This window comes from Shewanella sp. 10B, from assembly GCF_023475885.1.
Classification (GTDB): Bacteria; Pseudomonadota; Gammaproteobacteria; order Enterobacterales; family Shewanellaceae; genus Shewanella; species Shewanella mangrovisoli.
Window position 1 is genome coordinate 81,657 of sequence record NZ_JAMDJO010000004.1, and the last position, 24,348, is coordinate 106,004.

The window sequence follows — 24,348 nt, forward strand, 5'->3', positions numbered from 1 at the left end:
TTATGTTGAAATATATTATCGAGTCCTCGATCAGGCAAAGGCTCATGGTGTTGATTATCGCCATGATGATCACTGTCTGGGGGATACAGGAGCTGCGTAAAACGCCGCTCGATGCTCTGCCGGATTTATCCGACGTGCAGGTGATCATTAAGACTCCTTATCCGGGTCAAGCGCCAAAATTGGTTGAAGAACAAGTGACTTACCCACTCTCAACCGCCATGTTAGCCGTGCCCGGTGCAAAAACCGTGCGGGGTTATTCGATGTTTGGTGATTCCTATGTCTATGTGATCTTCGAAGATGGCACCGACATCTATTGGGCACGCTCACGAGTGTTGGAGTATTTAAGCCAGATCAGCAGTCGCTTGCCTCAAGGAGTGCAACCCTCACTCGGCCCCGATGCCTCAGGTGTGGGTTGGGTGTTTGAGTACGCACTGGTCGATCGTTCCGGCAACTTAGACCTGTCGCAACTGAAAAGCTTACAGGATTGGTATCTCAAGCTTGAGCTACAAAGTGTTGCCGGTGTCTCCGAAGTCGCGACCGTCGGCGGCATGGAGCAAACCTATCAAATCGTGCTTGAGCCGGACAAAATGGCGATTTACAAGCTCGATATCGCCGCCGTTAAGCAAGCGATCGATAAAGCCAATAGCGAGGCTGGTGGTTCTGTAGTCGAAATGGCCGAAGCCGAGTACATGGTGCGCGCTAAGGGTTATCGCCAAACCTTAGAGGATTTTCGCGAAATTCCGTTAGGGATCACTAGCCCATCAGGCACAGGTTTGTTGCTTAAGGATGTTGCCACCGTCCGTAAAGGCCCTGCTTCTCGCCGTGGTATTGCCGAGCTAGATGGCGAAGGCGAAGTCGTGGGCGGCATTGTGGTCATGCGTTACGGTGAAAACGCCCTCGCGACGATTGATGCGGTCAAAGCCAAACTCGAAGAGTTAAAAACTGGTCTGCCAGACGGCGTGGAAATCATTCCAACCTATGACCGTTCGCAACTGATCCAAAAGTCCGTCGATAACCTGTTCAGCAAAGTGGTCGAAGAAATGCTGGTCGTGGGCTTAGTATGTCTGCTGTTTTTGCTGCATGCCCGCTCAACCTTAGTGGCCGTTATCACCTTGCCGCTGTCGATTCTTATCGCCTTCATCGTGATGAATAAAATGGGCGTGAATGCCAACATCATGAGCCTTGGCGGGATCGCCATCGCTATCGGTGCTGTGGTTGACGGCGCCATCGTGATGATCGAAAACCTGCACAAACATTTGGAGCATTTTAAAGCCGAGCACGACCGTGAGCCTTCGGTAAAAGAGCATTGGCGCATTGTGACTGAAGCCTCGATTGAAGTCGGCCCCGCGCTGTTTTTCTCACTGATTATCATCACCTTAAGCTTTGTACCGGTCTTCGCGCTAGAGGCGCAGGAAGGACGCTTATTCGCACCGCTCGCCTACACCAAAACCTTTGCCATGGCGGCGGCCGCATTTTTATCTATCACCTTAGTGCCGATTCTCATGGGTTACTTTATCCGTGGGAAAATCCCAAGCGAGCGCAGTAACCCTATCAGCCGCGTGTTGATTGCCCTGTATCAACCGGCATTAAAGCTGGTGCTTAAGTTCCCTAAAATCACCATTCTGCTTGCCTTAGTGGCATTGGCGAGCGCTTGGTATCCTATGACACGTATGGGCAGTGAGTTTATGCCCGCCCTAGAAGAGGGGGATTTACTCTATATGCCAACGGCACTGCCAGGGATCAGCGCCAGTAAAGCCGCCGAAGTGCTGCAACAGACCGACCGTTTGATTAAAACCGTCCCTGAGGTAGCCCGCGTATTTGGTAAGGTCGGCCGCGCCGAAACCGCGACCGATCCCGCGCCACTGACCATGCTCGAAACCACGATTATGCTTAAACCCCATGAAGAGTGGCGTGAGGGCATGACCTTAGATGGCATCATTAATCAGCTGCAACAAACGGTAAAAGTGCCCGGCCTAACCAATGCTTGGGTGCAACCGATTAAAACTCGTATCGATATGCTGTCGACGGGGATTAAAACCCCCGTGGGGATTAAGATCACTGGCGCCGATGTCAACGAGCTACAAACCCTAGGCGCTAAGATTGAGGCAATCTTGAGTAAAGTGCCACACACTAAATCGGCTTATGCCGAACGCAGTGGTGGCGGTCGCTATATCGATATCAGCCCCAAACTCGATGTGGCCGCCCGCTATGGCATGACGCTACAGGATATCCAAGATGTAGTACGTTACGCGATTGGCGGTATGGATATTGGTGAGTCAGTTCAAGGCGCGGAGCGTTACCCCATCAACCTGCGCTACCCACGTGAACTGCGTGACAATATTGAGAAACTGCGCGAGCTGCCAGTGATCACTAAATCAGGGCATTATTTGCCGCTGCGTAACTTGGCCGATATCGAAATTAACGATGGCGCGCCAATGCTTAAGAGTGAGAACGGCCGGTTAATTTCGTGGGTATTTATCGATATCGAAGGCACTTCGATTGGTGAATATATCGCTGCGGCAAAAACCGCTTTAGATGAAGAACTCGTTGTGCCACCCCGTTACAGCTATAGTTTTGCGGGTCAGTACGAGTACATGCAGCGGGTCGATGCCAAGCTTAAGCAAGTGATCCCTATGGCACTCGGGGTGATCTTTATCCTGCTGATGATGACCTTTGGCTCGACCATGCAGGCCAGCATTATTATGCTCAGCCTCCCTTTCGCCCTCGTGGGTAGCACTTGGTTATTGTATCTACTCGACTACAACATCTCGGTCGCCGTCGCCGTGGGGATGATCGCTCTTGCGGGGGTCGCAGCCGAATTCGGGGTAGTGATGTTGGTGTATCTCAATAATGCTATTAAACATCGGCAGGAGAAAAACACCTACCACACGGTCGAAGACTTAAAAGAAGCCTTGATTGAAGGTGCGGTCATGCGTATTCGCCCTAAAGCAATGACAGTCGCAACCATCTTCTTCGGCCTCTTGCCCATTATGTGGGGCGCAGGTTCGGGTAACGATGTAATGCAAAAAATCGCCGCGCCTATGGTCGGCGGTATGGTCACAGCACCTATACTGTCGCTGTTTGTGCTGCCAGCACTGTATCTGTTGATCTACGCTCGCCAAATCAATAAAGCAGAATAATCCTTCGCTTTAACTCACCATAACCCCTAGCGTGATTAACGCTAGGGGTTATGCTTTTTAGGTCATTTCAAAATAGATTTAAACCAAAGGCAGTTTTGACTCGTCTTAAAACTCCATCCGACTCTTCGCGAGCCTTAGCGGTTCCCTCCTTAAGAATCGACACTAACTGAGCCTTATCGGCTAAGAGCAAAGCGCGACGCTTACGAATGGGGGCAAGTAAGCTTTGTAAGCATTCCTCTAAAATCGCTTTCGTTTTTCCATCCCCTAATCCACCTGCACGATAATGGGACTTTAGTTCAGCAACATATTGAAGATCAGGATGAAAAGCGTCGAGATAGGTAAATACAACGTTGCCTTCGACTCGACCGGGATCGTTTATATTTATATGCGTGGGATCGGTATACATAGCCTTCACAGCCTTCGAAATATCTTGTTCACTCGATCCAAGCATAATGGTATTGCCGATCGTTTTTGACATCTTACTTTTTCCATCCACACTCGGTAGACGTGTCATATGACTTAACAGCGGTCGACATTCAACCAGCACCTCATCCTGCGCAATCTGGTTCAGTTTTCTGACAATTTCATTAGTCTGTTCCAACATTGGCAACTGATCATCCCCGACAGGAATCAATGTGGCTTTGAACGCTGTGATATCCGCCGCTTGGCTAATTGGATAAGTCAAAAATCCTGCGGGAATCGAACGCCCAAAGGCCTTGCTATTGATTTCATTTTTAACAGTGGGATTGCGTTCTAATCTGGCAATCGAAACCAAGTTTGCATAGTACATAGTCAACTCAGCTAACGCGGGGATAGAAGATTGCAAGCAAATAGTTGTTTTCGCAGGATCTATGCCCACTGCGAGATAGTCGGCAACCACATTTAAGATATTTGCAGCCACTTTTTGTGGCTGATGACCGTTATCCGTCAATCCTTGCATATCGGCGACGAGAATAGTCTGCTCAAATCTATGCTGTAACTCAATTCGTTGCTTCAGCGAACCAACATAATGACCTAAATGCAAAGGCCCTGTGGCTCTATCGCCAGTCAGCACTTTATCTGGTTGGGCAGGAATGGATAGTGATGAATGTTGTTGCATGGTATATCTCCAAAAAATTAGCCGACCGGAGACACACTGATAGATATTCACTCGTTGCCATCCGGCAGCTAGTGAATGTAAAAAGCCTAGCGCCGCTCTATATGACTGAGCGCCACCAAGTGGTTACGAAAGTAAATGTAAGAAAAGCAATAGAATATTTTTTCATCATGGCACCTTAACCAGAACTCGAAGATTTTGCAAACATCGAGTAGCTATCCCATTAGCACATTCTACAATTTCACTGCACAATAGCAGCTTGCAACGCCATGTGTTTGTGCCACCGCTATAGCAGAAAGGACGCCAGCGAATGACAGCTTTATTTTCTCTTCCCCTCCACAACCGCGCAGGTATTTGTCGCCATTGCTATGGCTTGCTGGGGCTGTTGTTGATAGCTTTAACGCCCATAGCCCTTCAGGCGGTGCCCGCCTCGGGAGAGTTTGTCGCCAACAAGCGCTGCGAACTGTTTCAGTCTAAAAATAAACAAACCAATCCAGATGATTGGCAAAGCAATATTGGCGAGCGTTATCCCGTCGCCGAAATTTTAGGTAATAGCACTAATCCCGATTGGCTCAGGGTGCGAACCAATGCTGCCAGCTCGCCACTGCGTTGGATAAAAGGTGATTGCGGACAATACAATGCCACAGGCACTATGCCCGCCGAATCCATTGCGACCGCTCAACCAGCCGCTAATGTCGAGCCCACGCAAACAAGCCTCACTAGCAAGAGCACAGCGGTTAAGAGTGAAAACCAGCAGGAGCGGAGTACGCCAGAAAAACGCCAAGGTAATGTGTGCCAAATCGAAGATAACTACGACTCCAATGTGCTCGCCCTGAGTTGGCAGAGCACCTTTTGCGAACTCTATGGCAGCCGTAAAGCCGAGTGCCGCGCCTTAAGCCAAACGAGTGATGCGCCTCAGTGGCAACACTTTAGCCTGCATGGCCTGTGGCCAAATCGCCAGCAATGTGGCACCCGTTATGGCTTTTGCAGCAGCGTGAAACAACAACCGAGTGATTTTTGTGATTATCCCGAGGTGCCGCTCAATGCCTCTGTCCAAAAAAATCTAGAGGAAGTGATGCCAAGCGCCCGCTATGGCAGCTGTTTAGAGCGTCATGAATGGTGGAAACATGGCACCTGTCGCAACCAAGACCCTAATGACTACTTCTTACTCGCGACTCAGCTGACGCAGGAAGTGAATGCCTCGGTATGGGTACAACAATTTATCCATGAAAGAATCGGTAAAAAAGTGACTCAACAGGAGCTAAATCAGAGCTTTGATGCCAGCTTTGGCCAAGGTGCGCACACTAAGGTCACACTAGACTGCGCCAAAGGACTCTTGAGTGAAATCCGCATCAGCCTACCTCAGGTCATCAACAACTCCGACTCTTTGCCGAGTCTGCTCGCGAAGGCGCCGAAGGCGAAAAAGACTAATTGCCCAGCCACACTGTTAATCGACAATCCAAACTAACCGCATACGGCCAGTAGCGAGGAATATCGCCACTGGCCAGCTCTTACAAACCAAGGGAGCTAAATGCAGTTATCCCTCGCAAATGAGCCCCAATATTAACGAAACTTCATTTAAGCTTTCTCTTACCTCGAAATAAGTCTCCTATACTCAAACAAGCCGTGCCTAGTACAGGAGCTAGCGCTTTAATCCAAGCCATGGAAGACAAGTTCACTCTGAGGTAACTATGTTTTCTATCAATCAGTTAACACTCACTAAAAAGCTTGCGATCGTTCCTGTCTTTCTCGTTGCCATGCTGATCACTTTAGGGGTATTAAGCTACTTAGCCCTGACCGATATCGATAATCGAATGCGCGCCGTGACTGAAGATCTTGCCCCAGAAAGCGATCTCACCAGTAGCCTGCTTCAGGAAATTTATCGCTTGCGCCTGACTGTCAAAACCTATGTCAAAACGGGTTCCAGCGAAACGGCAGCCGAATTTAGCGCCCAAGACAGTAAAACCCGCGACCTATTAGCCAAAGCCAAGGCTCATATAGATAATCAGGAACGCAGCCAAATGCTCCAACAGATCATTGAGCATGAAAAAGACTATGTGGATATCTTTAATCAGCAAGTCGTCCCCAATCAACAACAAAGAGCCAAGCTAGTCACTGGCATACTCGATGTAAAAGGGCCTGAAATAGAGAAAATAATATCCCAGATCATGCAGTACTCCTTTACCGATGGCGATGTGCAAGGCGCCTTCTACGCCGGTAAAAATCTGCGTGAACTGCTCTTGGCTCGCCTCTATGTCAGCAAGTTTCTCCTCGATAACCAAGCCGATCAGGCGCAGCGTTTTCGGGATGAAATCGTCAATACTCACACCACTATGGATGAGCTTGCCACGGCGCTCGATAATCTGACCTATCAGTCTCAGGTAAAACAAGCTGCAGGGCTGTTAACTGAATATGAGCAAGCGGCAAACAGCGTCGTCACGGCAATCAATAACCGCAATCAAGCCATAGTGCAGCTGGATAATATTGGCATCGAAATGGCGCAGATGACCTCTGATTTGCAAGATAATACGATGAAGTCGCTGTCTGAAGCGGGCGATAAAGCCGCTAAGGAAGTTAGCCAAAAAATCACCTTTATCAACATTATCCTGCTGATCGCCATTCTGCTTTCCGCCTTCATCACAGTGATAGTGACCCAAAGCCTGCTGCGCACCATACGCGAAGTGGTGGCGCTGCTGAATGAAATCGCCGATGGCGAGGCCGATCTCACCCAGCGACTGCCCGAGAATGGCCATGACGAACTGACCCAACTTGCCAAAAACTTTAACCGCTTTGTATTGCGGATCCAGCAATTAGTGGCCGAAGTCAAAGACACGACAGTTCAAATGGTTAGCGCATCAACCCAGCTAAACAGTGTGACTCACAGCGCGACGCAAGACATGAGTTCACAACAGAATGAAACCCAACTCGTCGCCTCGGCCATAACCGAAATGGCCGCCAGTGCTGTCGAAGTCGCTGCCAGTGCCGACACCGCCAATAAGCTCTCGGAAGATGCCAAAGCACAAGCTCTCCTCGGCCGCGAGACAGTCACCCGCGCCACCCATTCGATGCGGGAACTGGCGAGCAAAGTCGAAGCCTCGGCAACCACCATAGAACAGCTACGTAACGACAGCGATAAGATTGGTGCCGTACTGGATGTGATCCGCGCCATTGCCGAGCAAACCAATCTATTAGCGCTCAACGCGGCCATTGAAGCGGCTCGGGCGGGCGAGCAAGGACGTGGCTTTGCCGTAGTAGCCGATGAAGTACGCTCACTTGCCAGCCGCACGCAAGAATCGACCAAGCAAATCCAGCAAATTATCCAAACACTGCAGGATCGATCGAGCTCTGCGGCGACCATGATGGGACAAAGCCGAGAAGCCACCAACAGCACGGTCGAGCAAGTGACTCAAGTGGAATCGGCCCTCTCGACTATCACCGAAATGGTCATGTCGATTACCCACTCGGTCTCACAAATGGCCCATGCTGCCGAGCAGCAGTCGACCGTGGTGGAAGAAATTAATATGTCGATAAACAGCGTTAATGACAGTGCCAACCGCACTCTGACGGGGGTTAAACAAGCGGCAAGCTCTGCCAATGGCTTACTGGGGATAGGTCAACAGCTGGATGGTTTAGTGAGTGAGTTTAAGGTGTAACCAATAGCGGTTAAAGAAATAAGCGTATCGACATAAGACCATATAAAACCTAGGTATGACTCAATAAACCTAGGTTTTATGATCGCTTATGCTGAAGTGTCATCTCGCCAGCTTAAGATAGCTCATTTAATTTGATGACCGCGAAGGTTGCCCCTTGCGCGTCGGCAATCACCGCAAAACGTCCCACATCAGGGATATCACTTGGCGGCACGCATATCTGTGCGCCTAGCCCCTGCGCCTTAGCGGCAAAGGCATCACAATCCGCAACTACAAAATAAGGCATCCAATGGGCGGGGATCTCGCCCCATTCCGGCATCATTTTCATCATGCCCCCCATAGACTGACCGTTAATTTGCCACTCGGTGTAATCGATGCCAGGTACATGACTGGGGAGCGTGGTCCAAGGAAACACTTGAGTGTAAAAACGTGCTTCGGCGCTAGGTTCGCGGCAGGCCAGCTCCACCCAACACAGGGTATTTTCTTCCCCTTGGCGACGTGAGCCAGGGTGGTTTTTCGCCTGCCACAGGGCAAAGCGCGCGCCTTCGGGATCACTCACCTGCGCCATCACGCCCGCATCACCCACCACATGCGGTCCCATATGTAAGTGCCCACCCGCAGCAAGGATGGCGGCAACCGTGGCTTCGATATCCTTAACCGCAAAATAAATCCGCCAATGGCTAGGGCTCTGTGGTTCCGACTCAGGGATTTGATACATGGCACCTAAGTCATCACCGTCGAGGTTGAACAACGAGAAATGGCCATTAGGAATCGCCATTTCCACCGCATTCCAACCAAACAGCGCGTGGTAAAACGCCTGTGCACCCTGCCAGTCATGGCTCGCCAGTTCGACCCAACAGGCCTGTCCCTGCGCGTACTGAGTAATCCTCATTGCAGACTCCAATCAAACAGATAATGTGTTCGAGTTAAGCTGGAGTTTAGGCAACTGTCCAGTTTTGGCGATAAAAAGATGAATATAAAGAAAAAGCCCTCAATTTGAGGGCTTGATTCGTACGAGAAATACTTAGGAGAACTGCGGCAATAGATTCGCCATCGCGAGTAGATGACAAGCCCCAGTCACCACGCCATATAACACCACAAGGATAATTAAGGGTGTGCCACCAAAGACTCTAAAACCTTGATGGTTTGGGAACTGCTGTCTCGATTTATAGGCCATCAGTGCAGGCACGATGACGGCCCACACGGTTGCCGCTAAGGCAGCGAAACCTATGGCGATCAAAAAGCCATCGGGGAATAACAAACCTAAAATGGTCGGCGGTACAAAGGTGACTACCGCCGTTTTCATCCGCCCCGAACGCGTATCGTCGAACCCGAATAAATCGGCCAAATAATCGAATAAACCTAAGGTCACACCGAGGAAAGAAGACGCCACAGCTAAGTTAGCAAACAGGGTTAACATGCTGTTTAACCAGCTGCTTTCCATTACTTTCGACAAGGCGCCGACTAACACGCCCATATTGCCACCCTGGGCAATAATCTCACTAAACTGGCTGCGAGGAATGTTGCCCATAGTGGCCACCAACCAACAGGCATAAATGATCAGCGCGATGAAAGTACCGACGAAAATCGCTTTGATGATGGTCGATGAATCTTTGCCGTAGTACTTCACCAGACTCGGCACGTTGCCATGATAGCCAAAACTTGCCAGACCAAAGGGCAAGGCCGCCCACAGATAAGGCATAAAGCTTTGATTACCATCCGGTTCGAGCAGCTTAGTCACATCGATTTCGATCAGTAAGTTACCAATCGCGAGAAAGAAAGTGATGATCATCCCGCCAAGCATTATGGTCGTAATACGATCCACCGCCTTGGTGCTGATCAACACGATACAAGCCAGCACGACCGCAAACACTAATCCGGCAACACTCTGGGGTAACTCAATCCCCATACCCTGTAGGCTATGGTTAACAATCGAGCCGCCGCCACTGATGTAGGCATAGGTTAAGATGTAGAGCACGAAGGCAATCGATACCCCATTCACGATCCGCCAGAACTGGCCTAGGGTTTCCTTGGTCAGGGTATCGAAACTCGCTCCCGGCTCAAAATGCAGGTTGGTTTCGAGCAGTAACAGTCCCGACATCAACATGCAGAACCAAATACCGAGTAACATCAGTACCGAGTAGCCAAACCACATGCCAGCGCCCACAACGGGCAAAGAAAACATCCCCGCCCCGACTGTGGTGCCGGCAATAATCATGGCACCACCGAGCAAAGACTTGCCCACCGGCTTATTCTTCACCGCATTCATATGGTTAGCCATTAAACGATATGCTCCGCAGTCACGCTCGCTACTATGGTTTGTCTCACTGAGGCTCGAAGTAAGCTATTAGCTTGATCGCGAATACGCTCAACGTCGGATTTATCTTCCTTCTCGGAGAAATAACCCAACTCTTTAAGCTTAACACTCAAGGTGTTATAGAGTTTCTTGTCGTAGAATTCTGGTGCAGTAATTCCATGCAGCGCCCCTAAACGTTGGGCAAGCAGATGGCTTTCAGACTCCAGCTCCGAACGCTCCATCTTAGGTCTGTGGGCCAGCAGATTGAAAATAATCGCATAGCGTTGCAAAGTCTCGCTAACGCTTCCGGCCAGCAACAACATTTGGCTAGTGTGCTCGGTCACCACCGACAGCGTATCGCTTTCCTGCACTAGACCCTGCTCAATAAACAGATCCAGCACTTGATTCACATAACTTGGGAGGTCCTTGATACCCATGAATAACTCCGCCTTCAGAAGCGGATAGAAGTCACTCACAATCCCTAGGATATGGGCTCTTGAAATCTGCTTATTGTTGGTTAAACAGCTGGCAATCAACGACGGAATGATAAACAAGTGGATGATATTGTTACGATAATAAGTCATTGAAATCGCTTGATTCGCGTCAATAGATACAATCTCACCCAGAGGATCGGCGTGGATGGAGAACTTATTCAGCTCTAATCCTTGTTGCACCAAGTGCTTGCCATCACCTTCGGCCACCGACGTAAACGAAGTGTAAGGCACACGCTTAAGCAGAGTTAAGTACAAATCTAACTGACGCTCGAGCAAGCAACGCTCTAGGGCATTTTGCTCCGACGCCAGCAGCACTAAGCTGGTTAAGGTAATTGAACTGGCGGCAGCAGCATCGTTAATGCGGGTCATCACACGATTCGCTAACACGTTCACCGCAGGGGTTAACCAAGTCGGTTTTTGTTCGGGATCGTCGGCCACTTCAGTGCGCCAGTTTGGCGCCGTTTCATTCAAGAAGTTTTGCAGTGTAATCGGCTCGCCAAAGTTGACATAACCTTGGCCAAAATTACCTAATTTACGAATAGCACCAAAGACTTGCCATACAGATTCTTTCTGTTTTTTCTTACCACTCAGCTCTTTGTGATAAGTCGCCACTTCCATCACGTGATCGTAGCCTAAATACACAGGCACTAAGGTGACTGGGCGTTCGATACCACGCAGCACACTGTTGATCGTCATGGCGATCATGCCCGTTTTCGGCGCCAATAGACGACCGGTGCGAGAACGGCCACCCTCAGAGAAATACTCAACCGAATATCCCTTAGCGAACAACTGATCGAGGTATTCACGGAACACGGCCGTATAAAGTTTATTACCGTTAAAACTACGGCGAATAAAGAAAGCCCCGCCACGGCGGAACAACGGCCCAGCTGGCCAGAAGTTTAGGTTAATCCCCGCCGCAATATGCGGTGGCACCATGCCTTGGTAATACAGAATGTAAGATAACAGTAGGTAATCCATATGGCTGCGATGGCAAGGTACATACACAATCTCGTGACCATCATGGTGCAGCTGGCGGATTTGCTCGGCACCTTTGATATTGATACCGCTGTAGAGCTTGTTCCATAACCAAGTTAAGAAACGCTCGGCAATACGCACTAGGCTATCGGAATAATTCGCTGCAATTTCATCAAGATATTCAATTGCTGTTTCACGAGCTTGGGTTTCGGAAATCTTCTTACTCGCCGCTTCTTCCTGAATCGCCTTGCGTAAGGATTCGGATTTCAACAGGGAGTGGAACATCGCCTGACGATTAGGCAGCACAGGCCCTGTCATCACTTTGCGTTGGCGGCGGAAATGTACTCTAGCCACCCGCGCCAGTTTATGGGCAATCCCCATATCGGTGCCGTGTTCGTCGGCCATGTAACGCAGCGATACCGCATTAGAAAACTGCACAAAGTTATGACGACCCAAAAATAAGATCATCAAGCACTTACGTAACCACGTTGGATTCTCGCGCTCAAGCACAGCCGCCTTCATGGTGTCGTCTTCTTTACCCGGAGTTCGGCCCCAATACAGACTCACAGGCACCAGCTGAATATCTAACTCAGGCTTTTCCTTATGGACAGCCAACAAACGCATAAAACATTCGAGGAATGGTTCATTACTGGCACGCTCGCCAAACAAAGGCTTACGGCCTTCGAGGCAAACGACGCGGGGCGCGACAACGCCATTTACCACGAGCGGCTCGTAGGGGCTTGGCAAACCCAGCTTAGTGGTGATCTCGCTTAACGCAGCAATATCACTCAGGGATTCTGTTTTCATTACATAAGCAAGCGGTCTGGACGCGTCCAGATTCAGATCGGCAAAGGGATCCTGCGGCACAACAATAGTGTGCACTAAGTGTTTTTGGATCCAGCGTAATGATTTCAACCAAAGAGAGTCTTGTTTAGGCATTATTCTTATGCAATGTAAGTACGTTCATTAGCCCCATAGAATACCAGATTCTAGGGAACATTCGCTAATACTCTCCAATCGCGTTAAAAAGTGGTTAATACTTGCACTACGAATAATACTGTATATACTAACAGTAACTGTATAGAAAAACAGGAAAGAACATGAGACCGTTGACGCCACGCCAAGCTGAAATTTTAGAGCTGATTAAACGTAATATTGCCGAGACTGGCATGCCACCCACCCGGGCCGAAATCGCCACCCGTTTGGGTTTTAAAAGTGCAAATGCCGCCGAGGAACACCTTAAGGCATTGGCGAAAAAAGGCTGCATCGAGATCATGCCAGGCACTTCCCGCGGGATCCGCCTCCCAGTTGAGGAAGAAGATAACAGCGAATCAGGCTTACCACTGATTGGCCAAGTGGCTGCGGGCGAACCTATCCTCGCCCAAGAGCATGTCGAACAGTACTACCAAGTCGACCCTAGCATGTTCCACCCAGCCGCCGATTTCTTACTGCGTGTCAGAGGCGACAGTATGAAGAACATCGGTATCCTCGAGGGGGATCTGCTCGCCGTTCATAAAGTACAGCAAGCGCGCAATGGCCAAGTAGTTGTTGCTCGCGTTGACGATGATGTAACAGTTAAACGCTTTGAAAAGAAAGGGAATCTAGTTTATCTACATGCAGAGAATGAAGATTACTCCCCAATTAAAGTCGATTTAAGTTTCCAAAGTCTAACAATAGAAGGGCTCGCCGTAGGGGTGATCCGCAATGGAGATTGGCTATGAACAAACTATTAGGTAATGCCCCGCGTCACCCCGGTTTATGGCTCGATGCGGTACGCGAAACCGATACTGACTGGCAGCATACGCCTATCATCACTATGCCCACCCAGAGCCAAGGGCGCCAGGAACTGATACAGCTTAGCAAGCAGTTAGCACAACTGAGCCAACAAGGTCGCTGGGTCGTGCTCATCAACCCACCGAGTATTGGCTACAAGCAGTTACTGGCCACCGCTGGCGTGCGTATGGATCGCGTCCTCTTAGTCCATGCTAAAGATGAAGTCGAAACCCTGTGGGCTATGGAAAAAGCCTTAACCAGTGGCACTTCAAGCGCAGTAATTACTTGGATCCACTCACTCGATGCCCGTGACAATCGTCGTTTGCAAATTGTGGCCAAGAGCGCCCGCGCCATGGGAATAGTGCTCGAAGGTGTTGTAAATCACTCGACTGCGGACGCGACACTCAAGCAGCCCGCTCACTTTGCCCAAGGTAGTTTTTTTAGCTCTGTTCATTAAAATTTTTGCACTGCGTATTTAGCCTTGAAAGCCGCCTCACCTGTGAATGTGGGGCTTTTTTTTGGCAATTTTTCAGACAATTAGAAAAAGAAGTGATCTTGATCAATTTTTAAACAGCAAGTATGTTTGATTCAGACGAGCATAATATATCGCCCGTTTAGGCAAAAAATATCGACGATTTATCGAATATCTCTTGCCCACAAAAATCGAGAATAATGGGTTTATTCAGCAGTATGTGCCAGTGTGGCTAATACCAGCAGTAACAATACTTAATCAAAAGTAAGCCGCCAACGCACGTTGAAGTCAGAGAAGCTTTTTTGGGAACTGAAGAGTTTGCATAGAGTTGAGACTTACTGTGTTGCTCTTCTTTGTAGTTGCTATTCGCAATTGGCAGAGGAGAAGTCTTGTGAAGCAATGGTTGTATTGTTTACTCGTGGTGCTATTCGCCCCACCGTTGGCCGCAGCGGACATGCGGTTCAACATGACCCCCGGCGTAACAGAAATCAGTGGCAAGGTTTATCACTTACACATGACGATTCTGTATATCTGCTGCGCGATAGGCTTAGTGGTTTTTGGCGTGATGATTTATGCCATGATCAACCACAGAAAATCCAAGGGTGCGGTCGCGTCTCACTTCCATGAGAGTACAAAAGTCGAAATCGCGTGGACGATTATTCCTTTTGTCATTCTGATCTTAATGGCGATTCCCGCCACGAAAACTTTGATTGCCATGGAAGATCCCAGCAATGCCGATCTCACGGTAAAAGTCACAGGCTCTCAATGGAAATGGCACTATAGCTACTTCGATCAAGATATTGATTTTTACAGCATTCTCGCAACACCAAGACCTCAAATCGAAGGTAGTGAAGCCAAGGGGGAGCACTACTTACTCGAGGTCGACAAACCCCTAGTATTACCCATCAATCGCAAAATCCGTTTCTTGATGACCTCAGAGGATGTTATCCACTCATGGTGGATGCCCGCCTTTGCCGTTAAAAAAGACGCTAACCCAGGTTTTATCAACGAGGCGTGGACCCGTATCGATAAACCCGGCATTTACCGTGGCCAATGTGCCGAGCTTTGCGGTAAAGACCATGGTTTTATGCCGATAGTGGTGCAGGCATTGCCCGAAGCCGAGTTCGATGCTTGGGTTGAAGAACAAAAACAAGCCGCCAATGCCGCAGCGCAAGCCGCACAAGCCGCGTTATCGCAAACACTGACTAAAGAAGAGTTGATGGCTCAGGGTGAGCAAGTTTACCTCGGTCACTGCGCGGCCTGTCACCAACCTAACGGTGAAGGTCTACAAGGAGTATTCCCGCACCTCAAAGGCAGCCCCATTGCGACCGGACCACTGAGCGGCCATCTTGAAATCGTGCTCAATGGTAAAGCGGGTACGGCCATGCAAGCCTTTGGCAAACAATTAACGACCCAAGAGATTGCCGCCGTGATTACCTATGAGCGTAATGCGTGGGGCAATAACACGGGGGATGCGGTGCAAGCCAAAGACGTTGATGCCCATAAATCCGGTGGCACCAATAGCGAACCAGTAGCAACGACTCCGCCCCCCGCAACCACCGATGCACCAAAAGCGGCGACAGAACCCGCCGCCAGTGTCGACCCCGCGAGTCTTCCCACGCTTAGCCATGCTGAACTGATGGCCGAAGGGGAAAAAACCTATGCCACGATTTGCGCCGCCTGCCACCAGCTAACAGGTGCAGGTATGCCCCCAGCCTTCCCCGCCCTTGCTGGCAGCGCTATTGCAACGGGTCCAGTCGCCAATCACATCGACATTGTGATGCACGGAAAACCGGGCACGGCGATGCAGGCATTTGGCACACAACTCACGCCACAACAGCTTGCCGCCATCATTACTTATGAGCGCAATGCGTGGGGCAATAATACTGGCGATACAGTGCAACCCGCTGATATTGCTCGCCATGGACAGTAGGGGATTAAGATGAGCACACTGACTCAAGATCAAATTGCCGCCCATGATGAACACCATCACGGTGCACCTAAAGGCATCATGCGCTGGTTACTCACCACCAACCACAAGGACATTGGCACCCTGTACCTATGGTTTAGTTTCATAATGTTTTTAACCGGTGGTGCAATGGCCATGGTGATCCGCGCCGAACTCTTTCAGCCCGGATTACAACTCGTTGAACCTAACTTCTTCAACCAAATGACCACAGTACATGGGTTAATCATGGTATTCGGCGCCGTGATGCCAGCCTTTACAGGGCTGGCTAACTGGCTGATCCCTATGATGATTGGCGCGCCCGATATGGCGCTTCCTCGGATGAACAACTGGAGTTTCTGGATCCTGCCCTTCGCCTTTACTATTTTACTGAGCTCACTGTTTATGGAAGGCGGCGGCCCTAACTTCGGTTGGACCTTCTACGCACCACTCTCGACCACTTATAGTCCTGACAGCACTGCATTATTTGTATTCTCGATTCATATCATGGGGATAAGTTCGATCATGGGCGCCATCAACGTGATCGTCACCATAGTCAACCTGCGCGCTCCCGGCATGACATGGATGAAGTTACCGTTGTTCGTTTGGACTTGGCTGATTACCGCCTTCTTGCTGATCGCCGTGATGCCCGTACTCGCTGGCGCCGTCACAATGGTGTTAACCGATAAGTTTTTCGGTACTAGCTTCTTCGAGGCGGCTGGCGGTGGTGATCCTGTGATGTTCCAGCATATCTTCTGGTTCTTCGGTCACCCCGAAGTCTACATCATGATTCTGCCTTCCTTCGGCATTATCTCCGCCATAGTTCCGGCTTTCAGCCGTAAACCATTATTCGGCTATTCATCCATGGTGTATGCCACGGCGAGTATTGCGATTTTGTCCTTCCTCGTCTGGGCGCACCATATGTTCACCACCGGTATGCCTGTGTTTGCCGAGTTGTTTTTTATGTACTGCACTATGCTGATTGCCGTGCCGACTGGGGTAAAAGTGTTTAACTGGGTAGCGACTATGTGGCGTGGCTCATTGAGTTTTGAAACCCCAATGTTGTTCGCGGTGGCCTTTATTATCCTGTTCACTATTGGCGGCTTCTCTGGCCTGATGCTCGCCATCACGCCAGCCGACTTCCAATACCACGATACTTACTTTGTGGTGGCCCACTTTCACTATGTGTTAGTCACTGGTGCGATTTTCTCCATCATGGCGGCGGCCTATTACTGGCTGCCAAAATGGACCGGCCATATGTACAGCGAAAAGCTCGGCCAGTGGCATTTCTGGTGCTCGGTGATTTCGGTTAACGTGTTGTTTTTCCCGATGCATTTCTTAGGTCTTGCGGGTATGCCAAGGCGTATTCCCGATTACTCGATTCAATTTGCCGATGTAAACCAAATCGTGTCGATTGGGGGTTTTGCCTTTGGTCTTTCTCAGCTGATTTTCCTCGTGCTGGTGATTAAGTGCATTCGGGGCGGTGAAAAGGCGCCCGCCAAACCTTGGGAAGGCAGCGAAGGCTTAGAGTGGACCCTACCCAGCCCTGCCCCCTACCACTCTTTCACCACGCCACCCGAGGTGAAATAACATGCAAGGCCAACCCCATCAGCCCAACATCAAGTCCAACCGTAAGCTCATCAGCCTGCTGGTGCTGAGCTGCCTTGGGATGTTTGGCTTTGGGTTCGCCTTAGTGCCGCTCTACGATGTGTTGTGCGAAAAACTGGGGATTAACGGCAAAACCTCTAATACTGCCAGCAGTTATCAAGCGATCACTGTGGACAAGAACCGGGTGGTAACGGTGGAGTTTATCTCGCAGGTGCAGACGGGCATGCCGTGGAAATTTGAGCCACAAACTAAGCGGCTCGAAGTGCATCCAGGAGAACTTATCCACACGGCATTCCTGGCGCAAAACGTCTCGAATAGAGCTATAGTGGGCCAGGCGATTCCCTCAATTTCGCCCGGACAAGGTGCGGCTTATTTCAATAAAACCGAATGTTTTTGTTTTAACCAACAACACTTAGCCGCCGCAAGTCGTGCCGAGCTGCCGTTGATCTTCTTTGTGGATCCTCAATTACCCGAGTCTATCCACACCTTAACCCTCTCTTACACCCTCTACGACATTACCGACAAGCAGTTAGCGTCTGCCATAGAGCAAGGAGCTGCAAAATGACCACTAAACATGAGACTTACTACGTCCCCGCCCAGAGTGCTTGGCCGATTGTTGGTGCTATCGGCTTGTTTTTAATTGCCTTTGGGGCAGGACATTTTGTACATCAACTCAAATCTGGCGCTTCGGGTGGCGGCTATATTCTACTGGCAGGCATAGCCGTCATCCTGTTTATGCTGGTTGGTTGGTTTAGAACCGTGATCAAAGAATCCATGACGGGCCTCTATTCCCATCAGATGGATAGATCGTTTCGCCAAGGCATGAGCTGGTTTATCTTCTCCGAGGTGATGTTCTTTGCCGCCTTCTTCGGCGCCTTATTTTACGCCCGCATGGTCGCAGTGCCTTGGCTCGGCGGTGCATCCAACAATGCCATGACCCACGAAGTCCTGTGGCCACACTTCGAAGCCGTTTGGCCACTCGTCACCACGCCTGATGGCACCAAAACCGAAGCCATGCCATGGAATGGACTACCGCTAGTCAACACCATAGTGCTGCTAACCTCCTCTGTCACGTTGCATTTTGCCCATATCAGCTTAGAAAAAGGTAAGCGTTCGGCCATCACCCTCTGGCTTGGGCTCACGATTTTGTTGGGGATTAGCTTCCTTGCTTTGCAGGCGGAGGAATATAGCCATGCCTACCATGAGATGGGACTAACGCTCACCTCGGGCGTGTATGGCAACACCTTTTTCCTGCTGACGGGTTTCCACGGCATGCATGTCACCTTGGGCACTATCTTTCTATTAGTTTTATTTTTCAGAGTGTTAAAAGGCCACTTTAGTGCGGATAAGCATTTTGCCTTCCAAGCGGGCAGTTGGTACTGGCACTTTGTCGACGTAGTTTGGCTCTGCCTGTTTATCTTTGTTTATGTGCTTTAAATATTCATCGAAACAATAAGTTGAAAGCTTAAGGCGTGGGATTGAGACCAAGCAGTCCAGTCCCTAAAGCCACCAGCAAGAGCAGGATCACTAGTACAGAAAACATCACCCTCCGGCCCAAATAGCGACTCATAGGCACAGGGTGATCAGCGGTTTGATCGTCACCTTTAACCATAATGATTAAGGCTCTGCCTAGGTTAAAAATGATAAACAGTAACAGCAGTACTAAAACACACTTAAAAATGAACGGGATGTTCATACGCTATCCTTATGTTTTGCTGACCAAATTAATGAGGTTGCCAAGATATATTTGGCTGCATAGGGCAATGTTGTTACTGCTGATATTGACTGTGGTGGTATTCGTGGTTTTGGTCAAGCTGGGTTTGTGGCAAATGGATAGGGCCGCGGAAAAAACCGAACTACTCGCACAAATGGAGGCCAGACAATCCGCTGCCGCACTCAATCCTGAACAGCTCATAGCTGAATTAGCTAAAGGTGGCGTTACTGGCTATCGCCTTGAGGTTCAAGCCAGCCCCGTTAATCCACAAATCTGGTTACTCGACAATCAGGTCTATCAAGGGCAAGTGGGCTATCTCGCCTTTCAATTATTGCAAATAACGTCAGAAAATCAGACAAATCATCGCGAGCAATCTTGGCTGTTACTCGAACTCGGCTTTATTGCCGCTAAATCCCACCGAGATGCCTTGCCCGAAGTCAGCCCCATAGTCGGTGAACTGGCTCTTACAGGCCGCCTCTATCAAAAACAGATTAATCCCTTGAGCCATCATTTATTAGCAGAACCCTTCACCACGGAGCAAGGTGAACGGATTCGGTTTCAAAATCTCAATCTGCCCGAGATGGCACAAATGTTAGGACATCCCATCCTGCCCGCGGTGTTACAACCCGATGCCTTGCCCCAATTACAACCCGCGCAGGCCTTACCCCACCCTTGGCAGCCGTTCCCGCTTTCGGCCCAAAAACATTGGGGTTATGCATTGCAATGGTTTGCTATGGCAACTGTGTTTGCGGGGCTGATGGGCTGGCAAGCAATGAAATACCTCAAAAAATCACGACAACGGCATCGAGCCGATAAGGAAGCAACTAAAACCGAGTAACAGATACCAGCAAGATTTTAATAAAAAACAATAAAACAAAGCATTAGGGACAATAAGAGGAGCAAATATGGACTCCCAACAAACAGCCAAATACCGCGCATTGGGGTTATTGCTACTGGCCTTTATCGCGCCTGTGGTCATCGCTAAGTTAGTGCTGAGCATGCATTGGTATCAAGGCGGCTCCACCAACCACGGTGAGCTCATCAGCCCAGAAACCAGTTATACCAGTCTTGGCCTTAACAATCCTCAGCCTAAGGAATGGCAACTGTTGTATTTATTGCCCGCAAAGTGCGATGAAGCTTGCCGCGAACGCTTGTATATTCTGCGTCAGAGCCATACCGCCTTAGGGCCAGATCAGGCTCGTGTCGAACCGCTTATTCTTGTGAATCCAGACAGTGACTTAAGCGCATTAAGCAGCTTTAACTTCAACACTCAGCCCGCCAGCCAAAGTCTTATTCAATGGCTTGACCAACAGCAGTTGATTATTGTCGATCCACTCGGCGCACTCGTGCTGCGTTACCCCCAAGTGCAAGGCAAGGCGGCACATTTAGCTCAGGGTAAGGCCTTGGTCGCGGATCTGCGTAAGTTATTGAAACTATCGAGGGTAGACTAATGCAACTGACTTGGCTCCTACGCGTCACCATAGTCTTTACCCTGTTAGTGATTTTAATGGGGGCTTACACTCGGCTGTCGGACGCAGGACTTGGCTGCCCAGATTGGCCCGGTTGCTACGGCCATATCAAAGTGCCCACACACGACCATGAGATCTCCCATGCCCAAACTCTGTTTCCAGACCACGATATCCATCCCGAGAAAGCTTGGCTCGAAATGATCCACAGGTATATCGCGGGCGCCTTGGGCATACTAGTGTTACTGATTTTGATCCTTTGCTTAAAAACATCCCAAGCCCCCAAGAAACTGCCCTTTGCCATAGTGTTACTCATCATCTTTCAGGCGGCGTTGGGGATGTGGACTGTGACGATGAAACTAATGCCGATTGTCGTGATGTCCCATTTAATTGGCGGCTTTAGCCTGCTCTCGCTCCTGCTTTTGCTGTATCTGCGAACACGACCGAGGCGAATTTTCGAAACCGCTGATATTCACAGTCAGCGTGGTGCGGGCGCAGGATTTAATGGCGCCCATGGTTCGCGGATAGGCACTAGCCTTAAATTTCTCGGCCAGAGTAAACATTTGCCGAAACTGGCGCTGTTGAGTCTGCTGGTGCTGATAGGTCAGATCATGCTTGGCGCCTGGACCTCCTCCAACTATGCCGCACTCGCTTGCACGGCTTTGCCGATTTGTGAAGGTAATTGGATGGATAATCTCGCCATTGCCGATGCGTTTTCCCCTTTCCAAGGGCAACACCCAAGCTTTGAATTTGGCGTATTGGATTACCATGCCCGCATGACCATTCATATCGCCCATCGCGTTGGCGCCATTATTACCGCCAGTCTATTGTTGCTGCTCGCCTATCGGTTATTTTTCAGCACCCAGCTCAAGGCCCTTAGCCTATTGCTGGTCGCCTTCGTGATACTTCAGGTCAGTTTAGGGATTTCAAACGTGGTGATGCATTTACCACTGGGGATTGCCGTTTCCCACAATGGCGGCGCGGCGCTGTTACTACTCACCTTAGTCGCGATTAACTATTTCCTTTGGCGCAGGGCACCTTAATCATCGGGGGATTTATCATGGCAAAACCACTCTCTATCAGCAGTCACCCCAGTGTCCATTTGGCTTGGCGTGCCTATTTCGAGATGACCAAACCTAAGGTTGTGGCTTTAATGCTGCTCACCGTCTTAGTCGGCATGTGTTTAGCCATGCCTACCATACTGCCAGTCAAACCCTTAGTGGCAGGTTTGCTCGGCATCGCCATGATGGCGGGATCGGCCGCCGCTTTAAACCATCTGATTGATAGGCGAATCGACTGCATGATGGCACGCACTTATAACCGTCCACTGCCCAAGGGCCGAGTCTCAGCGACGAGGGCGTTGTTGTTCGCGGCACTCTTAGGCAGCCTAGGTTTTGTGATCCTCTATATTTTTACTAATCCGCTCACCGCTTGGCTGACCTTTGCCAGCTTGATTGGTTACGCCTTGATTTATACCGCCTATTTAAAACGGGCCACACCTCAAAATATAGTCATTGGCGGTTTAGCGGGCGCAATGCCACCGCTCTTGGGCTGGACGGCGGTGACGAATCAATTCCATGGTCATGCGCTATTGCTCGTCATCATCATATTCCTGTGGACGCCGCCGCATTTTTGGGCACTGGCAATTCACAGACGCGCAGAATATGCCAAAGTGGATATTCCCATGCTGCCCGTGACCCATGGGGTAGAATTTACTAAGACCTGTATCTTGCTCTATACGATTTTGCTGGCGATAGCTTGTCTATTGCCTGTGTTAGTCGGGATGAGTGGACCGCTCTACTTTGTATGCTCAAGTTTGCTCAGCACGGGATTTATTTATAAAGCGTGGCAGTTAAAGTATCAGGATTGCGAAGGGCTGGCGATGCAGGTGTTTCGTTTTTCGATTTATCATTTAATGTTGTTATTCATGTCATTACTGCTCGACCACTATCTTTGGGCTTAATGTGCAGCGAGCGATAGGGCGAGCATGGTCAAAGGACAAAATATGCAAGCAAGAATCTCCAACAAGATCTTAGTGATAGCGATTCTGTTAATAGGATTGGGTGGACTATTTGCAGTGAAGTTCAATCCACCTAAGCCCGTTGAGTTAGAGAGTGGTTTTTTGTTTCCCGAGGCGTTCGAGCTAGCGCCCTTTGAGCTTGTCGATCAACAGCAGAAACCCTTTACTAATGCCAATTTGAAGGATCAATGGAGCCTTTTCTTTATCGGCTTTACCTATTGCCCCGATGTCTGTCCGACCACTTTAAACAAGCTCGCCGCCGCCTATCCTGAGCTGAAAAAAATTGCCCCCATTCAAATCGTGTTTTTATCCGTAGATCCGAAGCGGGACACCCCAGAGAAACTCCTCACCTACGTGAATTTCTTTAATCCTGAGTTTAAGGCGGTGACGGGTGAGCAAACCCAAATATTCCCCCTCACCCGCAGCCTAGGGCTCACCTATGCCATGGTCGGCGAAGGGGATAATTATCAAGTCGATCATAGTGCTGGTTATGTACTGGTTTCTCCCCAAGGCACGCGGGTCGCGGTGTTTAAACCCACGGCAGCCTTAGGTAAAGCCCCTCAAGTGGTCAACCAAGCCTTGATCAGCGACTTCGATAAAATCGTCAAAAGCTACAAACCTAAATAGCCGTCGCTGACGTGTTACTCTTTAACCCAAGTGCCGTCGTCTTTGGGTCTCACCCATGCCTGCGAAAACCAGTAATAGCCGTTGCGCGTCTTGCTTGGTGCCGTGCAATTGTAGCGCGAGCGACCCGCTGGCAGGGCTAAATCGGCTTGAATGCTAAATTCATTATCACTGCTCCAAGTTGGTGTTTTAGCGCCCTGCCCTTGGATATAGCACATGACTTGCTTGGCCGAAATATCGCTCATATCGAGCTTAACCTTAAGCTCTGGGCGCCAATGCCCGCCCTTCAGTTCAGGATCGCTAGGCGTTTGCTCAAGCACTGGCATATTGAGGCTGTATAACTTGGCTTTTAGGCTCTTTAGATCCGCATATTGTCCCGCCACAGGGAAGCGCGGCAGCGCCGTGAGTGGCGAGTACGGCCCCGCCGCACCAGACTGCTGGCCAAAGGCAACGAAGCCATTTTCGGTCAACATATCCTGAATCGCCTGATTGTATTCGCCATAGGGATAGGCCAGCATTTTAAAGTTCTGCCCCGTCGCCTCACGAATCGCGTTTTCGGTGTCCTGAATATTGGCTTTAATTCGTGCCAGCCATTGGCTTTGGGGTTCATTGTCAAGTTTGCGGATCAGATGCTCATGGGCCCAGCTGTGGTTCGCAATGCCGGCCCCTTCCTTGGAGAGCTTAATCAGCTCTTCCCAGGTCATCATCTCGGTAAACTTTTGTTTAATCGGCTCAATTGCCACAAATAGGGTGTAGGGAAAACCAAATTCCTTTAGGATAGGATGCGCTGTGGTCGCAATGCTGCGATAACCATCGTCGAAGGTGATCGCCACCGTTTTTGCGGGTAAATCTTGCTTGTTTTTGATCGCCTCAACCACTTGGGATAAGGGAATAACCTTAAAACCATCGTCCGCCAGAAACTGCATTTGCTCACGAAATTGTGCAGGCGTGACGCTCGTCGCCGCCGGCGTGGTTTCTGACACATGGTGATACTGTAAAATGACCACAGCATGGGCCGAGAAAGTCATCAGCCCTAAGAGTGCCAATAACGCACGTTTAACCATAATGTGAATAC

The 24,348-nt window shown here is 49.8% G+C and carries 20 protein-coding genes; 14 read left to right on the forward strand and 6 right to left on the reverse strand.

The window, feature by feature from the left end; all coding sequences use genetic code 11:
* Positions 1-2 precede the first annotated feature (2 nt).
* Positions 3-3,140 (forward strand): efflux RND transporter permease subunit, encoded by a 3,138-nt coding sequence (locus M0415_RS15515; RefSeq protein WP_011718701.1) that lies wholly within the window; start codon positions 3-5, stop codon positions 3,138-3,140.
* Positions 3,141-3,207: 67 nt separating this feature from the next.
* On the opposite strand, the gene trpS is transcribed toward M0415_RS15515, so the two are convergent.
* Positions 3,208-4,239 carry a tryptophan--tRNA ligase gene (trpS, locus tag M0415_RS15520; RefSeq protein ID WP_220054165.1) on the reverse strand — a complete coding sequence of 344 codons (1,032 nt, stop codon included), beginning with the start codon at positions 4,237-4,239 and terminating at the stop codon, positions 3,208-3,210.
* Positions 4,240-4,546: 307 nt separating this feature from the next.
* Here trpS and M0415_RS15525 point away from each other — a divergent pair, with 307 nt between their 5' ends.
* On the forward strand, positions 4,547-5,704 hold the full coding sequence (locus M0415_RS15525; RefSeq protein ID WP_249556473.1) for a ribonuclease T2: 1,158 nt from the start codon (positions 4,547-4,549) through the stop codon (positions 5,702-5,704).
* A 223-nt stretch (positions 5,705-5,927) separates the two neighbouring features.
* The gene (locus M0415_RS15530) at positions 5,928-7,889 is read left to right on the forward strand and encodes a methyl-accepting chemotaxis protein (protein ID WP_249556474.1); all 1,962 of its coding nucleotides are present in this window, start codon (positions 5,928-5,930) and stop codon (positions 7,887-7,889) included.
* A gap of 112 nt (positions 7,890-8,001) precedes the next feature.
* Here M0415_RS15530 and M0415_RS15535 read toward each other — a convergent pair whose 3' ends face one another.
* The 3 genes from M0415_RS15535 to plsB form a co-directional block, all read right to left on the reverse strand.
* Complete coding sequence (locus M0415_RS15535) at positions 8,002-8,778, reverse strand: VOC family protein (protein WP_249556475.1); 777 nt, start codon at positions 8,776-8,778, stop codon at positions 8,002-8,004.
* 132 nt (positions 8,779-8,910) lie between these two features.
* Positions 8,911-10,167, reverse strand: a complete 1,257-nt coding sequence (gene mtr, locus M0415_RS15540) for a tryptophan permease (protein WP_249556476.1) — start codon at positions 10,165-10,167, stop codon at positions 8,911-8,913.
* Positions 10,167-12,590, reverse strand: a complete 2,424-nt coding sequence (gene plsB, locus M0415_RS15545; RefSeq protein WP_220054170.1) for a glycerol-3-phosphate 1-O-acyltransferase PlsB — start codon at positions 12,588-12,590, stop codon at positions 10,167-10,169. The genes mtr and plsB overlap by 1 nt, the downstream gene beginning before the upstream one ends.
* A 161-nt stretch (positions 12,591-12,751) precedes the next feature.
* Here plsB and lexA point away from each other — a divergent pair, with 161 nt between their 5' ends.
* The 6 genes from lexA (at position 12,752) to M0415_RS15575 (ending at position 18,886) form a co-directional block, all read left to right on the forward strand.
* A complete protein-coding gene (lexA, locus tag M0415_RS15550; protein WP_011624510.1) occupies positions 12,752-13,372 on the forward strand; it encodes a transcriptional repressor LexA in 621 nt (206 codons plus the stop codon).
* The gene (locus M0415_RS15555) at positions 13,369-13,881 is read left to right on the forward strand and encodes a cell division inhibitor SulA (RefSeq protein WP_249556477.1); all 513 of its coding nucleotides are present in this window, start codon (positions 13,369-13,371) and stop codon (positions 13,879-13,881) included. Before lexA ends, M0415_RS15555 begins: the two co-directional genes overlap by 4 nt.
* 406 nt (positions 13,882-14,287) lie before the next feature.
* Positions 14,288-15,829, forward strand: coding sequence for a cytochrome c oxidase subunit II (gene coxB, locus M0415_RS15560; RefSeq protein WP_249556478.1), 1,542 nt, complete (start codon positions 14,288-14,290; stop codon positions 15,827-15,829).
* A gap of 9 nt (positions 15,830-15,838) precedes the next feature.
* Positions 15,839-17,431, forward strand: a complete 1,593-nt coding sequence (ctaD, locus tag M0415_RS15565; protein ID WP_011624513.1) for a cytochrome c oxidase subunit I — start codon at positions 15,839-15,841, stop codon at positions 17,429-17,431.
* A gap of 1 nt (position 17,432) precedes the next feature.
* The gene (locus M0415_RS15570) at positions 17,433-18,014 is read left to right on the forward strand and encodes a cytochrome c oxidase assembly protein (RefSeq protein WP_249556479.1); all 582 of its coding nucleotides are present in this window, start codon (positions 17,433-17,435) and stop codon (positions 18,012-18,014) included.
* The gene (locus tag M0415_RS15575) at positions 18,011-18,886 is read left to right on the forward strand and encodes a cytochrome c oxidase subunit 3 (RefSeq protein ID WP_086902448.1); all 876 of its coding nucleotides are present in this window, start codon (positions 18,011-18,013) and stop codon (positions 18,884-18,886) included. The genes M0415_RS15570 and M0415_RS15575 overlap by 4 nt, the downstream gene beginning before the upstream one ends.
* 28 nt (positions 18,887-18,914) lie before the next feature.
* Here M0415_RS15575 and M0415_RS15580 read toward each other — a convergent pair whose 3' ends face one another.
* Positions 18,915-19,145, reverse strand: a complete 231-nt coding sequence (locus M0415_RS15580) for a DUF2909 family protein (protein ID WP_041412864.1) — start codon at positions 19,143-19,145, stop codon at positions 18,915-18,917.
* Between M0415_RS15580 and M0415_RS15585 the strand changes: the two genes are divergently transcribed.
* The 5 genes from M0415_RS15585 to M0415_RS15605 all read left to right on the forward strand — a co-directional run bounded on the left by M0415_RS15585 (position 19,090) and on the right by M0415_RS15605 (position 23,276).
* The gene (locus M0415_RS15585; protein ID WP_249556480.1) at positions 19,090-20,001 is read left to right on the forward strand and encodes an SURF1 family protein; all 912 of its coding nucleotides are present in this window, start codon (positions 19,090-19,092) and stop codon (positions 19,999-20,001) included. The genes M0415_RS15580 and M0415_RS15585 overlap by 56 nt on opposite strands.
* Positions 20,002-20,068: 67 nt before the next feature.
* Positions 20,069-20,614, forward strand: a complete 546-nt coding sequence (locus M0415_RS15590; protein ID WP_023266448.1) for a redox-active disulfide-containing membrane protein — start codon at positions 20,069-20,071, stop codon at positions 20,612-20,614.
* Positions 20,614-21,672 carry a COX15/CtaA family protein gene (locus M0415_RS15595; RefSeq protein WP_249556481.1) on the forward strand — a complete coding sequence of 353 codons (1,059 nt, stop codon included), beginning with the start codon at positions 20,614-20,616 and terminating at the stop codon, positions 21,670-21,672. The genes M0415_RS15590 and M0415_RS15595 overlap by 1 nt, the downstream gene beginning before the upstream one ends.
* 17 nt (positions 21,673-21,689) lie before the next feature.
* Positions 21,690-22,592, forward strand: a complete 903-nt coding sequence (cyoE, locus tag M0415_RS15600; protein WP_249556482.1) for a heme o synthase — start codon at positions 21,690-21,692, stop codon at positions 22,590-22,592.
* 54 nt (positions 22,593-22,646) lie between these two features.
* Complete coding sequence (locus M0415_RS15605; RefSeq protein WP_249556635.1) at positions 22,647-23,276, forward strand: SCO family protein; 630 nt, start codon at positions 22,647-22,649, stop codon at positions 23,274-23,276.
* Positions 23,277-23,290: 14 nt separating this feature from the next.
* On the opposite strand, the gene M0415_RS15610 is transcribed toward M0415_RS15605, so the two are convergent.
* Complete coding sequence (locus tag M0415_RS15610) at positions 23,291-24,337, reverse strand: polysaccharide deacetylase family protein (RefSeq protein ID WP_249556483.1); 1,047 nt, start codon at positions 24,335-24,337, stop codon at positions 23,291-23,293.
* Positions 24,338-24,348: the final 11 nt, after the last annotated feature.